The following is a 15,141-nucleotide window of genomic DNA, read 5'->3' on the forward strand; positions in this document are numbered from 1 at the left end:
TTTAAACTCAGAACTAATCTTAGTATCTTAGAACCTCAATATCTTAGCAACTTAGAATCTTAGTATCTTAGTAACTCGAATAAAACTTCTTCAAATCTATTCTTAGCTAAAAACTGATCTTCAAGCGCTTTTGTAAACGGAATTGGGGAATCTAAACTTGCGACTCTTTTTACCGGGCCGTCTAAATATTCAAAACATTCTTCCATAATTAAAGCCGAAAGATCGCTTGCGATTCCGCCAAACATAGTGTCTTCCTGATAAATAATAGCTTTTCCGGTCTTTTTAACCGAAGCAAAAATAGTTTCGGTATCAAGCGGTTGCAAAGTTCTTAAGTCAATTAAATCAGCATGGATTTCAGGATTATTGGCTAAAGTTTCTAAAGCCCAGTGAACCGGAGCTCCAAAAGCAATAATGGTTACCGCATTTCCTTCTTTTAATAAAGCCGCTTTCCCAAACGGAATAGTATAATAATCTGTTGGAACGTCTTGATAAACACTTCTGTATAATTGTTTATGCTCAAAAAACAAAACCGGATTTGGATCGTTAATCGCAGTATTCAATAAACCTTTTGCATCATAAGGAAATGCCGGATAAACAACTTTTAAACCTGGAGTTTTTGTAAACCAGGCTTCATTTGTCTGCGAGTGAAATGGGCCGGCTTGAGTTCCTCCGCCGCAAGGCATTCTAACGACAACATCGGCTTTTTCGCCCCAGCGATAATGTGACTTTGCTAATAAATTGACAATTGGGTTAAAACCTGTCGAAACAAAATCAGCAAACTGCATTTCGACAATCGCCTTATAATTATTAATAGATAATCCCATTGCAGCCGAAACTACGGCACTTTCGCAGATTGGTGTATTACGTACGCGATCTTTTCCAAAAGCATCAACAAATCCATCTGTAATTTTAAAAGCACCACCATATTCAGCAATGTCCTGACCCATAATGACCAAGTTTTTATTACGCCACATAGATTGCTCTAAACCATTTCGAATAGCATCTATAAAACGAATATTTTTTACTTCTTCGCCATGAGTATATTCCTCATATTCAAAATCTTTATAAACATCATCTAATTCTCCGCTATAAGTTGGCTCTATTTCAGGTTCGGCATTTGCCATTGCCCAGTTTTCATCAATTTCCAGCTTTATTTCAGCACGCAATTGTTCGTCCAGTTTTTCGGTAAGAACTCCAATTTCTGTTAGATATTTTCTATAATTGGTAACCGGATCTTTAGCTTCCCATTCATCCATCAATTCCTGCGGAACATATTTTGTACCACTCGCCTCTTCGTGCCCGCGCATTCTGAATGTTTTAAATTCTAATAAAACCGGATGCGGGTTATCGATCATTTCCTGTTTTAACTTCGATAGTTTGTTGTAGACTTCAACAATATTATTTCCGTCAATAATCCAGCTTTCAATACCGTAACCAATTCCTTTATCGGCAAGGTTTTCACATAAATATTGTTCGTTTGTTGGTGTAGAAAGTCCGTAGCCGTTGTTTTCGATAACAAACATAACCGGAAGTTTCCAAACTGCTGCAATATTCAATGCTTCGTGAAAATCTCCTTCGCTGGTAGCGCCTTCTCCGGTAAAAACCGCTGTGATTTTTTTATTGTCCTGAAGTTTATTGGCTAGCGCAATTCCGTCAGCAATTCCTAATTGCGGACCCAAATGCGAAATCATACCTATAATATTGTATTCCTGAGTTCCAAAGTGAAAACTTCTGTCACGGCCTTTTGTAAAACCGTTTGCTTTTCCCTGCCATTGCGAAAAAAGTCGGTGCAATGGAATATTTCTGGTTGTAAACACACCAAGGTTTCGGTGCATTGGTAATACGTATTCAGATTCGTCTAAAACAGACGTTACCCCTACTGCAATAGCTTCCTGTCCAATTCCTGAAAACCATTTTGAAACTTTTCCTTGTCGGATCAAAATAAGCATTTTCTCTTCGATCAAGCGCGGTTTCAGGATTTTTTTATATAAATCTAGTAATTTTTCGTCAGTAAGGTTTTCTCTGTAAAAGATCATTTTTGTAGTAAGTTTAGTTTTTCAAATATAAAAAAATATAACAATTTTACATCTAATTGTTAAATAATTTAAAAACGCATATCATTAATTCTATAAAAATAGAAAATAATTTGCAGTTTTCGGTTTAAAAAAAGCGAACACAAATATAATCGGATTTTTTCGTCAGACCAGTATTTTTTATAAAATTTTAGCTACAAAAAATAAATGCATTAATTTTTCAGTTTTTAAAATTTTAATTCAGAATTTGTATTAAAAATTGGATATAAAACTAAATTTTATGGTAATTTATAAAATTCAAATATAAAATATTCTCTACCTTTGTTATTGAAAGGCTTAATGCGCCTTTTTTTCTTAAATAAAAATGTAAAGTATGCAAAACATTCCTAGTGTAGACTTACGTGATTTCCTTTCGGACGACCCGAAACGTAAACAAAAATTTGTAAATGAAATCGGCAGTGCATTTGAAAACATTGGCTTCGTTGCCTTAAAAGGTCATTTCTTAGATGACAAATTGGTAGACGAACTTTATGGTGAAATTAGAAAATTTTTCGCCTTGCCAGTAGAAACTAAGCATAATTATGAAATTCCCGGAATTGGCGGTCAAAGAGGTTATGTCTCTTTTGGAAAAGAACATGCTAAAGGACGTAAAGAGGGAGATTTGAAGGAATTCTGGCATTTTGGCCAGTATGTTGACAAAGATTCTAAATGGGCTTCAGAATATCCTGAAAATGTAGAAGTTAAAGAATTGCCTCGTTTTAATGAAGTTGGTAAAGAGGCTTACCAAATGCTTGAAAAAACAGGAATTTATGTTTTAAGAGCTTTGGCTTTACACCTTGGACTTGATGAGTTTTATTTTGATGATTATGCAAAAGAAGGAAACTCTATTTTAAGACCAATTCATTATCCTCCAATTACTTCTGAACCAGAAAATGCAATTCGTGCAGCGGCTCACGGTGATATTAATTTAATCACTTTATTAATGGGTGCCCAAGGTAAAGGACTTCAGGTTCAAAACCACGATGGTGAATGGATTGACGCTATTGCGGCAGACGACGAATTAGTGATTAATGTTGGCGATATGTTGTCAAGACATACTAATAATAAACTTAAATCTACAATTCACCAGGTTGTAAATCCGCCTAGGGAATTATGGGGAACTTCTCGTTATTCAGTTCCGTTTTTTATGCATCCTGTAAGCGATATGCGTCTGGATTGTTTGGATAACTGTATTGATGCAGAACATCCTAAGAAATATGAAGATATTTCAGCGGGCGAGTTTTTACACGAACGTTTGGTAGAATTAGGTTTAATTAAGAAATAAAAACTTAAATAAATTTCAATATTAAAATTCCAAATTCCAAACTCATATTGGAGTTTGGAATTTAATTTTTAAAAGCCTTAATATTTGGAATTTATTTTTTAGAATAAAAAATTTATGGACTTAAAAGATCAGTTAAAAAACTTATTTCCAGATCACGAAGAATCAAACGAACCTGAGGAAATTCAGGAACAAGATCATGTTTTGTATGTACAAAAAGAACCAATGATTTGTAAATTTGAAAAACGCAAAGGAAAACCAACAACTATAATTGAAGGTTATGAAGGAAGCGATGAAGATTTTAAAGTATTAGCCAAAGAAATCAAAACAAAATTGAGCGTTGGCGGTACTTTTAAAGATGATTCGATCATCATTCAAGGCGATTACCGCGACAAAATTATGGCAATTTTAAAAGAAAAAGGATTTAAAACGAAGCGTGTCGGGGGATAAAAATTCCAAAATTTAAATTCCAAATTCCAATTTTTATTTTAACGCAAAGTTCGCTAAGAATTTTTATAATTTGGATTTTTGTAAAATGCAAAGTTCGCAAAGCTTTGTGTAAATTTGAGTAATTGGAATTTGGAATTTAAATTTTGGAATTTTATAGATGCACAGCTGTGCGCCTCTACAGAAACCTTTGAATCTTTGCCTCTTTGCAACTTTGTACCTTAAAAAAACTTAGAATCTTAGCATCTCAGAACCTTAGTAACTAAAAAGAAATGATAAAAGCATCAGAATTAATACTTAACCCGGACGGAAGTGTTTACCACTTAAACCTTCGTCCTGAACATATTGCCAACGATATTATTTTTGTTGGAGACCAGAATAGAGTCGAAAAAATTACTCAGTTTTTTGATTCGATTGAATATTCGACACAAAAAAGAGAATTCAAAACCCAAACAGGAATTTACAAAGGAAAAAGAATCTCTGTAATGTCAACCGGAATTGGGCCTGATAATATCGATATTGTTTTAAATGAATTAGATGCTTTAGTAAACATCGATTTAAAAACACGTCAGCCAAAAGAAAAATTGACTTCTTTAAATATTGTCAGAATCGGAACTTCGGGTTCTTTGCAGGCAGATATTTCTGTTGACAGTTTTGTAATGTCAAAATTTGGGCTTGGATTAGATAACATGCTTCGCTCCTATTTAATTGACGAAGTTTCGAATACGGCTCTTGAAGATGCTTTTATTCTTCACACCAACTGGGATATTAGAAAAGGAAGACCTTACGTAATTCCGTGTTCAGAGAAACTGGAAAAAATTATCGAATCTGATAAAATTTTTAAAGGAATAACTGCTACAGCCGGAGGATTTTATGGTCCGCAAGGCCGTGTTTTGAGATTGAATATTCAGGATGAAGAATTAAACAATAAAATGGATAATTTTGATTTTAATGATAATCGCATTACTAATCTTGAAATGGAAACTGCAGCAATTTATGGGCTTTCTTCTCTTTTAGGACATAATGCTTTATCTTTAAATGCAATTATTGCCAATCGTGCTTCGGGAACTTTTAGTGAAGATCCTTATAAAGCTGTTGATGAATTGATTACTTATACATTGAATAAACTTTCAAGTAGTAAATAATGCAGGCAGCTATTCTTAAATTTGAAAAATTACTGAACGAAAATGTGAATCATTTTCCAACATTAAGTACCGAAGTTTTAGAAGCTAAAGCCGCTGGAAAATGGTCTAAAAAAGAAATTTTAGGGCATTTGACAGATTCAGCAATTCATAATTTGGTACGTTTTACTGAAATTAATTATCTAGAAAAACCTTATCACCACCGACCGTATAATCAAATAGATTTAGTAAATTTAAATCAGTATCAAATAATGGATCCTGATGAGCTTTTGCAGTTGTGGCTGGTATTAAACAAGCAAATTGTGAGGCTCATGAAATCTGTTGACGAGAAGGCTTTAGATTATAAAATTGTTTTGAGTGATGAATCTGTGATTGATTTAAGGTTTCTTATGACGGATTATGTAGAACATTTAGAACATCATATCAATCAGATAAAATCTTAGATTATGTTTTTAAGAGTAGCAAGACATACGAATGATTTAAAAAGAATTGAAGATTTTTACGTCGATATTCTCGGTTTTGAACAATTGGGAGGTTTTGAAAAACACAATAATTACGATGGAATTTTTATTGGAAAATCAGGTTTAGACTGGCATTTTGAGTTTACACAATCCAATGTAAAACCCAATCATTCTTTTGATGAAGACGATGTAATTGTGCTTTATCCCAAAACAATTTCAGATTACAACGAATTAATAAATAAGCTTATACACCATAATATTGCAACGATAACTGCAGTTAATCCGTTTTGGAACGAGAACGGAAAAATGATCCAGGATCCAGATGGTTATCGTATTGTAATATCATCCTTAAAAGCCATAATAAACGAAATAGAATAATGCAGGAAACACATAAAAAAATATTATTTAAATATTACAGTGATTATTTAGAAGAAACAGTTTCAGAAACGATGTGGGCCGAAATTGTAGATTTAGAAAAAGGACTTTTTAAATTAGATAATATCCCATTTTTCGGACCGTTGATTGCTACTGATGATTTATTTTATGCCGAATTTGATGAAGAGGAAGATCGCCTGGTTTATAAAGAAACAATTGAAAATTCAGGAAATTCAATTGTTCAGGTGATTATTTTGGAAAAAGGATTTGACAAGGAAATCATCAGAGAAAAACTAAAAGCAATAAATTGTTTATCAGAAGGATTAAATGATAATTTTCTTTCTGTAGAAGTGGTTCGCGATGTTGATTATTCGATTGTGAGAAGTATTTTAAACGAATACGAATCTCAGGAAATTATTCAATATGCAGAACCTTGCCTTTCAGACAAACACAGGGCTGATTTAATAAAAAACTAAACTTACAAACTTAAAAATACGCATACCAAACTTAACTTAAACTTAAACTATAATGAAAACTGTAAAAATTGCAGGTGTTCCTGAACACTTCAATCTGCCATGGCATTTATGCATTGAAAATGGCGAATTTGAAGCAGAAAATATCGATTTACAATGGAAAAACGTTCCTGAAGGTACCGGAAAAATGTGTCAGATGCTGCGCGACGGCGAGGCTGATATGGCCGTTATCTTGACAGAAGGAATTGTAAAAGATATTACGGCAGGAAACCCAAGTAAAATTGTTCAGATTTATGTGCAGTCACCTTTAATTTGGGGCATTCACGTTGCAGCAAAATCAGATTTCGAAACTGTAAAAGATTTAGAAAACAAGAAAGTTGCGATTTCAAGAATTGGTTCAGGTTCCCAATTAATGGCTTATGTAAATGCTAATGAGCAAGGCTGGAACAGTGATAAGCTTCAATTTGAAATTATTAATACTATTGACGGCGCTGTTGAAGCTTTGACAAACGAAACTGCAGATTATTTTATGTGGGAACGTTTTATGACAAAACCGCTGGTTGATCAGGGAATTTTCAGGCGTGTGGGCGACTGTCCTACTCCATGGCCTTCATTTGTAATCACGGTTCGCGACGAATTCTTGAAAAAGAATCCAAAAGTGGTTGAAAAAGTATTGGAAGTTATTAATAAAACAACGCATGATTTTGCGCAGATTCCTGATATTGACAAGACTTTAGCCGAATTATTCAATCAAAAAGTTGAAGATATTCAGGAATGGCTGAAATTAACACAATGGTCACAAAAACATTTAAGTGAAAAAACATTTATCAAAATTCAAAATCAATTATTTGATCTGGGAATTATTGATAAAAAAAGTACTTTTGTTGAAACGGTGAAAGCGCTGTAAAACTGCTTTTGATTCTTATGATAAATTTTCCCAAAATTGACCTACCGCAGCTAAAATCCAAATTACAGGTGAAATCACCTTGGGATAGGATTATTATTTCTGTGTTGAGTCTTTTTATTACGATTCCCATATTTATCATTCTGCATCAAAACCTGATCGATCTGGAATGGGCTTTCAATCTGGATCGTGTTTTTATATTCATTTTTGTTTTTGCTGTTGTTTTCTTTTTGCTAATGTATCTGCGAACCATAATTATTTTATGCGTTGCGGTTTATTTATTGGTTTTATTTTACGGATCAGTTATTGGGAATTATGGTTTCAGCGAGATTTCTGAAGATTATAATTCGATGATTTATACCATGTCAGACAATCCATATCCACAGGATATAATTGTGGCAAAACTGCTGCCGTTTCCCAATAAATCAAAAATTATAAGTGCCATTGAATATCAAAATCCGAAAGTTCGAAATTTTGCTATTATGGCTACTTCAAAGCATTTTAAAGGAATAAAAGGCTATTCTGATTACAGAACTATAATTCAATGTTTTGCTGTTTTTAAAGAAATAAACGGACGCTGGAATTATGTCAACGACCCAAAAGAAGGCGATTATATTGCTACTGCCAGCGAATCTTTAGAATATTTTTCGGGAGATTGTGATGATCATTCTATTTTAATGGCGGCGGCAATTCGCTCTATTGGCGGAACTCCAAGACTTATACACACCAAAGGCCATATTTATCCCGAAATATTAATAGGCTCTATGATTGATCTGGAAAAGGTCAACTATTTAATTAAAAATGTACTTTTTCCAAGAGAAAGTTATGGTAAAAATCTGCATTACCATATTGATGAACGCGGACAAGTCTGGATGAACCTGGATTATACAGCAACTTATCCCGGAGGCCCGTTTATGTATGAAGAAATTTTGGGAGCTTTGACCCTGAATTGATTTTTTGAAACTCTTAAAAAGCTAGGTTTTTCTATAAGATATTAGAAATCAGACAACTCAATATCACTTTCTGTAGCTATATCGTTATAGATAATATTTTTTTTCGTACCTTTTCATTTCTAATCTTTAATCACAAAATCATGAAAAAATCTAAATTATTTATCTTCGCGCTTGCATTGGCTGCAGTATTAATGATTTCATGTTCTAAGAGAAATACACTGGTAAGCTCTTGGAAAATTACAGCGGTAGAACCGAAAATGCCCATTTCGGATTCTTTAAAAGCTGTAATTTTAACGGATGGAACTTTAACATTTACAAAAGATGGGCATGTTACCGGATTCTTGACAAGAGAAATTACAAATGGTACTTATGCATTGACAAAAGGTGGAAAAAGTTTAGTAATTAAAGATGAAGTTGGCACCCCATACCCTTGCGAAAGTACTATTACCAGTGACGAATTAATTCTGGACAGTAAAGAAATGAAACTTACGCTCAAAAAAATATAAGCTTTGCTATCCTGATATAACCACAAAAGCAATAAAAAACTCCTTAAGTAAATCATTTAAGGAGTTTTTTATTGCTATGAATTTTTTAAAATTTTAAAAACGTATTCTTTATAACTCGCTCCAATAGGAATTTCAATAGTTCCAATTTCAACATCGTAAGGTGTAAATGCCGTTATGTTTTTCAAGTTAATAATAAAAGAACGATGAATTCTGAGGAAGTTTTTATCCTGCAATTCTAATTCGATATCGCTGATTTTATATTTGGCATTTAATTTTACACCATCTTTTTGATGTACAATAATATAATCTTTGACACTTTCGATATACAAAATCATGTCAACGTTTACTTTATTGAATTTTGGCCCGTTTTTGATATAAATATAATCTTCCTGCGAAGGCGTAATTATTTTGCTGTTTACAGGTCCGCTAATTCTTAAATAACGATCTGCGGCTTTAAAAAAACGATCGAAAGTAACCGGTTTTAAAAGATAATCCACAATATCGAGCTCGTAGCTTTCTAAGGCGTATTCGCGGTAAGCGGTAGTAAAAATAACAGCCGGCGGATTCTTTAATGTTTTTAAAAAATCTATTCCTGTAATCTGCGGCATTTTAATATCTAAAAACATCAAATCTACAGCCGTTGTTCGCAATACATCGGCGGCTTTTAAAGCGTTTGGACAAGTGCCTACCACTTCAAAATAATCTAATTTACTAATATGATTCTGCAATAAGCTGATTGCTAAAGGCTCGTCGTCGACTAATAAACACTTTATTTTCATTTTAAGCTAAATTATATTCGGTTGCTAAATTAATCTGCAAATAAGCCGTAAAATCCTTTTCTGTTTTAGTAACATCAAAAGTATAATGTTCCGGATAAATTTTATCAAGCTGCTGGATAATATTATTTAATCCAATTTTTCCATTTCCAGATTCGCTGTCAATTTTATTTATGGAGTTTACAATCTTAAACTCAAAACGATTACCTTGCAGCTTCAAATCAATTTGAATGTTAGGAGAACTTCCCGTGTCCTCTCCTGCTCCATGTTTAAAAGCATTTTCGACCAAAGAAAGTAAAATCAAAGGCGCAATAGATTTATTATGATCTATAGAATGATTGAATACTACGCTTAAATGCTCGTCATATCTCAGTTTTTCAAGCGTAATATAATTTTCAAGCAAGGAAATTTCCTGAGAAATAGGAACATAAGTCGCACTGCATCGGTATAAAATGCAATCTAAAATCTCGGACAAAACAGCAATTGATTTTGAAGTTATTGGAGAATTTGTAATGGAAAGCGAATAAATATTATTAAGCGTATTAAACAAAAAATGAGGGTTTAATTGTGCTTTCAGGATTTTTAATTCGGTTTCTGCTTTTTGTTTTTCCAGCAGTAAAGACCTTTTCTGAACGACATACTGATCTTTTATCAATTTTATAAAAATAAAGAATATAGATAACGAAAGAATATGCAAAAAATAAGCTCCAAATAAAGTTGGTAAATCGGTTAGGATTTCGGCGATAGGTTCCTGATTAAAAGGTCGTTTGCGCGTGAGAGTTTCCAAGCCGTACACCATTGCAATTCTGGCAATAACAGAGATAGCATAACTTCCCAGAACCAATTCTGCCCAAACCCAATTATGCTTTTGTGTAATCATTAGGCGAGGTAAAATTCTATAAGACATAAAATAAGCCCCAATGATAGAAAACAACTCATAATATAATGTGTATGCTATATCAACCCATAATTCTTCTGGTTCAGAAGAAGTGTTTTTGCTAAAAAACATAATAAAAATAAATGTCCAAAAAATAATATGGGTACTTATTCTGTGCTCTTTAGAGAACTTTATAATTTTTTCGAATGGTGTCATGTTTGTTGAGTTGCTGAGTTGCTAAGGGTCTAAGATTCTAAGATTTTTTCTAAAGGTTTATTATTCTTTTCTAAGTTGCTGATTTTAAAAAAAAACTTAGTGTCTCAGAATCTTAGCAACTAAAAATCTAAGTAAATCAAAGTTAACATTTATTTAGAAAGACAAAATAGTTGTCGATGAACATGCAAAAAAAAGATACGAACATATAAAAATTGGCTATAAACACGATTTATGGTTTCTATTTGATTGTTTATACGCAATAATCGCCCTTATATCATGCGTGAAAATTTTGAGTGAAATTAAAAAGGAGTTTTGCTTAAAATTCTAAACCAATCAAAAAATGAAACAGTTAACATTATTAATCGTATTACTATTCAGCTTCACATCTGGAGCACAAACTTCACAATTTACTATCAAAGGAAAAATAGTAGATTCTAAAACTAAACAGGCTTTACCTTATGTAACACTTTTATTATCATCTGCAGAAAATAAAAAAGAAGCTGTTACAGACGCTGATGGAAATTACATTTTAAAAAGCAATTCAGGAAATTACCAATTGAAAGCAGTTTATATGTCGTACAAGACTTTTACAGTCGAAAATATCCAATTAAATAAAGATATTGTCATGAAAGACATTCTTTTAGAAGAAAGCATCAATCAATTAAACGAAGTAAACGTTATTGCCGAAAAATCAGCGGTAGAAATGAAAATTGATAAAAAAGTCTTTAATGTTGGAAAAGATATTTTATCCAGCGGCGGATCTGCCAATGATATTTTAAACAACGTTCCTTCGGTAAATGTTGATATTGCAGGAGTTGTAAGCCTTAGAGGAAACAGCAGTGTTACGGTATTGATAAACGGCAAACCTTCTATGCTGACCGCAAATAATGGTTTGTCACAAATATCAGCAGCTAATATTGAAAAAGTAGAAGTTATTACTAATCCTTCCTCGGCATATGAAGCTCAGGGCGGTGCGGGAATCATTAATATTATTATGAAAAAGAACACCATGAAAGGTTTCAACGGTTCGCTTCAGGCCGGAATTGGAAATCCTGCGAGACATAACTTAAATGCCAATGTGAGTTATAAGACAGAAAAAGTAAATCTTTTTGGAAATTTAGGGTATCGTTATTTAGATATTTATGGTTATAACAAACAGTTTCAAACGAATACAGATAACGGTACAACGACTATTTTAAATCAATATGATGATATGAAACGAAGCATTGGCGTGTATAATATGTACGTAGGCGGGGATTATTATATCAATGCAAAAAACACATTAACAGGAAGTTATTACCGTAGTAAAGACAACAATAACAACAAAATGCATTACAACTACAATTATGCTAATGCAAATAATGTTACGGATAGTATTATTTCAAGATCCGAAAAATATAAAGAGCCTCAAATTTACAATGCATTAGAATTAAATTATGTAAAAACATTTGACAGAAAGGATAAAAAATGGACCACAAGTTTGCAATACGATTTCTGGAATGATGATGAAAACCAATACATTACACAGCAAAAAACATTTCCTTTTAATGCATCGGTTTCTAATTTGTATTCGAGAGATATTGAAAGCAGTAATGATATTTTTATAAAATCAGATTTTGTAAATCCAATTTCTGAAAATTCTAAAATTGAAATGGGAATTAGAAGTGATCTTCGTGCGTTAAGAAGTGATTATCACACCATTCTGGATAATGTACTACAAGAACAATTTACCAATAAATTAAAATATGATGAGAATTTATACAGTGCTTATTTTCAGTTTTCGAGCAAATACAAAAAGTTCAATTACCAGTTAGGTCTGCGTTCTGAACTATCAGATATTAAAATAGCCGATACTAAAAACACGTTTAACAATGCTAAAAACTACATTAACCTCTTCCCTACGCTGCATTTTGTATATAATTTAACCGAAAAAACAGATTTACAGTTGAGCTACAGTAAACGTATCAACAGACCAAGATTCTGGCAGTTAAATCCGTTTTCGGGAGTTTCAGATTTAAGAAATTTAACCGTAGGAAATCCAGATTTGAACCCAATGTTTACCAATTCTTTTGAGTTTACATTATTAACAAAACCGGGAAAATTCAGCATTAATCCGTCTGTTTATTACAAGCATACAACTAATTATTTTGAATACATAGTAAAACGTACTGATGAAAATTATTTTGTAAGCACGCCTGTAAACCTTGATACTGAAGACCGTTACGGTGCAGAAGTTTCGACAACGTATAATCCAACAAAATGGCTTAGACTGGCTTTAGATTTTAATTATTACAAATTTAAACAGCAGGGAACTTTTGAAAATGTAAATTATAATGCCGAAGATCAAACCTGGCTTTCCAACTTTAGATCTGTCGTGAAGTTTCCTAAAATTATTTCGGGAGAATTCAGTTTTAGATACCGAGGAAAAAATCAAGGCGTTCAATCGCTTACAGAAGCGCAGTATAGTGCAAATTTAGGCTTGAGCAAAGATTTTCTTGGAGATAAAATGTCGGTAACTTTAAATGTAAATAACTTATTCAATTCGCAGATTACGACTGAAAAAATTACAACTCAATATTACTATTTGGAATCTGAAGCCAGATCGCAAGGAAGATATATTAATCTTAATGTTATTTATCGCTTTAACAGAAGTAAAAATGATGCGGATCGTCTACCTGATAATATGTAAAAAAGGTTTAAATTCCAATTTTTAAATTCCAAATTCCAAAACTTAATTTTAATTAGAAAGCCGTTTTAATTTACTAAAACGGCTTTTGCTTTTATTCTCTTAGGATTTTTTCCATTTTCTTTCCTTTGGCCAATTCGTCTACTAATTTATCCATGTAGCGAATCTTTTGCATTAGCGGATCTTCGATATCTTTAATTCGGTAACCGCAGATTACGCCAGTAATTTTAGATGCATTTGGATTTAAGTTTGGTGCTTCTGCAAAAAAGGTTTGCAAATCTGCTTTCTTTTCGATTTGATCTCTAAATTGTTTATCGTTATAACCCGTCAGCCAAAGTATAACCGTATCTACTTCTTCTGCCGTGCGTCCCTTCTTTTCTACTTTTTCCTTGTATAATCGATAAATACTCGCAAATGAATATTGAAATACTTTAGCATTATTATTCATGTTTTCTTCTTTTTTAATGAATTTAAAATTATAAAAAAATTGAATTCTATTGGTTAAAATTAACAAAATGAATATCAACCGTTCCTACGGAACGTATTATGCATGTCGCATTATTTTCAACGGATTAAAATCCGTTGCTACAATATGAATCGTTCCTTCGGAACTTTTACCTTTAATAAAGAGCCAGAGGCTCGATTTATATTGTAGGGCCGGATTTTAATCCGGTTTAACGGATGATGAAAAAAATCAAAAAAAAATATTGCGCAGTCAAATGACTTCATTATATTTGCAGTCAAATAACTGCACAATGGAAATACGTAGAGATGTTTTTCAGGCAATTGCCGATCCAACGCGAAGAGCAATTTTAAATTTGGTGGCCATTCAGGCGATGACACCAGGAACTATAGCGGAAAATTTTGATTCGTCAAGACAGACTATTTCGAAACATATTAAAATATTAACGGAATGCGAACTGCTTGACCAACAGCAAAACGGACGCGAGATTTATTACTATATAAATCCGAAGAAAATAAAAGAAGTTGCTGATTTTATTGAGCCATTCCGCCAAATGTGGGACGATCGTTTTAATAAATTAGAAAGTATAATGAAAAACTATAAACCGAAAAAAGATTAATTTATGGAACGTAAAACAAAAATTAATGCCGAAAATGGCCAGCAGGAAATCGTAATTACAAGAGAATTTGATCTTCCGGTTGATTTACTTTTTAAAGCTTATGCGGAGCCTGAAATTGTGGAACAATGGATGGGAACAAAAGTGGTAAAATTAGAAAATAAACAACACGGCGGCTGGCAGTTTGAAACTAAAGACCCAAACGGAAATGTTGTATTTAGTGCCAATGGTGTCATTCATGATTTTGTTCCTAATGAAAGAATTACCAGAACTTTTGAAATGGACAATGCCAATTTTGCGCCTCAATTGGAGTTTTTGGAGTTTGAAGAACTTACAGAAGATACAAGCAGATTGACAATGCAGATTATCTACAAATCTGTAGAACACAGAGATCAACAATTGAAATTGCCTTTTGCACAAGGTCTAAATTTCGCACACAATCGCTTACAGGAAATAGTAAACAAACTTAAATAAATCGTTATGAGCAAAAGAAACAAAATTATTTATTGGATTGCCACAATTTGGCTGGCATTAGGAATGACTTCAACTGGAATTGTACAAATTATAAAAATGAAAGAAGAAGCCGATATGATGGCAAATTTAGGCTATCCGCTTTACTTTTTAACCATTCTTGGCGTTTGGAAAATTTTAGGTGTAATTGCTATTTTAATTCCAAAGTTTCCTTTATTAAAAGAATGGGCTTACGCAGGATTCTTCTTTGCCATGAGCGGTGCTATTTTCTCTCATTTTGCTGTAGGAGATTCTGGTGTAGCGTATTTTGGACCAACATTATTATTGGTTTTAACTGTTACTTCATGGTATTTTAGACCTGTTTCGAGAAAAACGGTTATTTAGTCTCAGTTTACAGTCGCAGTTTTCAGTCTCAGTTTGC

At 32.8% G+C, this 15,141-nt stretch carries 17 protein-coding genes; 13 read left to right on the forward strand and 4 right to left on the reverse strand.

Translation table 11 applies throughout. The annotated features are described in order from the left end of the window. Positions 1–59 precede the first annotated feature (59 nt). Positions 60–2,036 carry an alpha-ketoacid dehydrogenase subunit alpha/beta gene (locus FLAPXU55_RS23410; RefSeq protein WP_180861775.1) on the reverse strand — a complete coding sequence of 659 codons (1,977 nt, stop codon included), beginning with the start codon at positions 2,034–2,036 and terminating at the stop codon, positions 60–62. 370 nt (positions 2,037–2,406) lie between these two features. Between FLAPXU55_RS23410 and FLAPXU55_RS23415 the strand changes: the two genes are divergently transcribed. The 9 genes from FLAPXU55_RS23415 to FLAPXU55_RS23455 all read left to right on the forward strand — a co-directional run bounded on the left by FLAPXU55_RS23415 (position 2,407) and on the right by FLAPXU55_RS23455 (position 8,615). Further along, a complete protein-coding gene (locus FLAPXU55_RS23415; RefSeq protein WP_180861777.1) occupies positions 2,407–3,357 on the forward strand; it encodes an isopenicillin N synthase family dioxygenase in 951 nt (316 codons plus the stop codon). Positions 3,358–3,471: 114 nt separating this feature from the next. Continuing rightward, positions 3,472–3,804 carry a translation initiation factor gene (locus FLAPXU55_RS23420; protein ID WP_180861779.1) on the forward strand — a complete coding sequence of 111 codons (333 nt, stop codon included), beginning with the start codon at positions 3,472–3,474 and terminating at the stop codon, positions 3,802–3,804. Positions 3,805–4,073: 269 nt separating this feature from the next. Then, complete coding sequence (locus FLAPXU55_RS23425; protein ID WP_180861781.1) at positions 4,074–4,946, forward strand: nucleoside phosphorylase; 873 nt, start codon at positions 4,074–4,076, stop codon at positions 4,944–4,946. Continuing rightward, positions 4,946–5,386, forward strand: coding sequence for a DinB family protein (locus tag FLAPXU55_RS23430; RefSeq protein ID WP_180861783.1), 441 nt, complete (start codon positions 4,946–4,948; stop codon positions 5,384–5,386). The genes FLAPXU55_RS23425 and FLAPXU55_RS23430 overlap by 1 nt, the downstream gene beginning before the upstream one ends. A gap of 3 nt (positions 5,387–5,389) precedes the next feature. After that, positions 5,390–5,782: a VOC family protein gene (locus FLAPXU55_RS23435; protein ID WP_180861784.1), complete on the forward strand. Its 393-nt coding sequence runs from the start codon at positions 5,390–5,392 to the stop codon at positions 5,780–5,782. Beyond that, entirely contained in the window at positions 5,782–6,255 is a 474-nt protein-coding gene (locus tag FLAPXU55_RS23440; RefSeq protein WP_053473199.1) for a DUF4265 domain-containing protein, read from the forward strand. The genes FLAPXU55_RS23435 and FLAPXU55_RS23440 overlap by 1 nt, the downstream gene beginning before the upstream one ends. A gap of 52 nt (positions 6,256–6,307) precedes the next feature. After that, positions 6,308–7,159: a substrate-binding domain-containing protein gene (locus FLAPXU55_RS23445; protein WP_180861787.1), complete on the forward strand. Its 852-nt coding sequence runs from the start codon at positions 6,308–6,310 to the stop codon at positions 7,157–7,159. 17 nt (positions 7,160–7,176) lie between these two features. Continuing rightward, positions 7,177–8,109 carry a transglutaminase-like domain-containing protein gene (locus FLAPXU55_RS23450; protein WP_053473201.1) on the forward strand — a complete coding sequence of 311 codons (933 nt, stop codon included), beginning with the start codon at positions 7,177–7,179 and terminating at the stop codon, positions 8,107–8,109. 140 nt (positions 8,110–8,249) lie between these two features. After that, positions 8,250–8,615, forward strand: coding sequence for a hypothetical protein (locus FLAPXU55_RS23455; protein WP_180861789.1), 366 nt, complete (start codon positions 8,250–8,252; stop codon positions 8,613–8,615). A 74-nt stretch (positions 8,616–8,689) separates the two neighbouring features. Here the strand turns inward: FLAPXU55_RS23455 and FLAPXU55_RS23460 are convergent, their stop codons facing one another. Together FLAPXU55_RS23460 and FLAPXU55_RS23465 are read right to left on the reverse strand one after the other, a co-directional pair. Continuing rightward, the gene (locus FLAPXU55_RS23460) at positions 8,690–9,394 is read right to left on the reverse strand and encodes a LytR/AlgR family response regulator transcription factor (protein ID WP_180861791.1); all 705 of its coding nucleotides are present in this window, start codon (positions 9,392–9,394) and stop codon (positions 8,690–8,692) included. 1 nt (position 9,395) lies between these two features. After that, a complete protein-coding gene (locus FLAPXU55_RS23465; RefSeq protein WP_180861793.1) occupies positions 9,396–10,484 on the reverse strand; it encodes a sensor histidine kinase in 1,089 nt (362 codons plus the stop codon). A gap of 340 nt (positions 10,485–10,824) precedes the next feature. Between FLAPXU55_RS23465 and FLAPXU55_RS23470 the strand changes: the two genes are divergently transcribed. Then, positions 10,825–13,173: an outer membrane beta-barrel family protein gene (locus tag FLAPXU55_RS23470; protein WP_180861795.1), complete on the forward strand. Its 2,349-nt coding sequence runs from the start codon at positions 10,825–10,827 to the stop codon at positions 13,171–13,173. A 91-nt stretch (positions 13,174–13,264) separates the two neighbouring features. On the opposite strand, the gene FLAPXU55_RS23475 is transcribed toward FLAPXU55_RS23470, so the two are convergent. Beyond that, the gene (locus FLAPXU55_RS23475) at positions 13,265–13,618 is read right to left on the reverse strand and encodes a DUF2200 domain-containing protein (RefSeq protein WP_180861797.1); all 354 of its coding nucleotides are present in this window, start codon (positions 13,616–13,618) and stop codon (positions 13,265–13,267) included. A 307-nt stretch (positions 13,619–13,925) separates the two neighbouring features. Here FLAPXU55_RS23475 and FLAPXU55_RS23480 point away from each other — a divergent pair, with 307 nt between their 5' ends. Genes FLAPXU55_RS23480 through FLAPXU55_RS23490 form a run of 3 tightly spaced genes read left to right on the forward strand, consistent with a single transcriptional unit; the run spans position 13,926 to position 15,104 of the window. Further along, a complete protein-coding gene (locus tag FLAPXU55_RS23480) occupies positions 13,926–14,252 on the forward strand; it encodes an ArsR/SmtB family transcription factor (RefSeq protein WP_180861798.1) in 327 nt (108 codons plus the stop codon). A 3-nt stretch (positions 14,253–14,255) separates the two neighbouring features. Next, positions 14,256–14,723, forward strand: a complete 468-nt coding sequence (locus tag FLAPXU55_RS23485) for an SRPBCC domain-containing protein (RefSeq protein WP_180861801.1) — start codon at positions 14,256–14,258, stop codon at positions 14,721–14,723. A 6-nt stretch (positions 14,724–14,729) separates the two neighbouring features. Further along, positions 14,730–15,104 (forward strand): DoxX family protein, encoded by a 375-nt coding sequence (locus tag FLAPXU55_RS23490; RefSeq protein ID WP_180861803.1) that lies wholly within the window; start codon positions 14,730–14,732, stop codon positions 15,102–15,104. The last annotated feature ends 37 nt before the right edge of the window (positions 15,105–15,141 follow it).

Origin of the sequence: Flavobacterium panici (genome assembly GCF_903819335.1) — a bacterium.
GTDB classification, from domain to species: domain Bacteria; phylum Bacteroidota; class Bacteroidia; order Flavobacteriales; family Flavobacteriaceae; genus Flavobacterium; species Flavobacterium panici.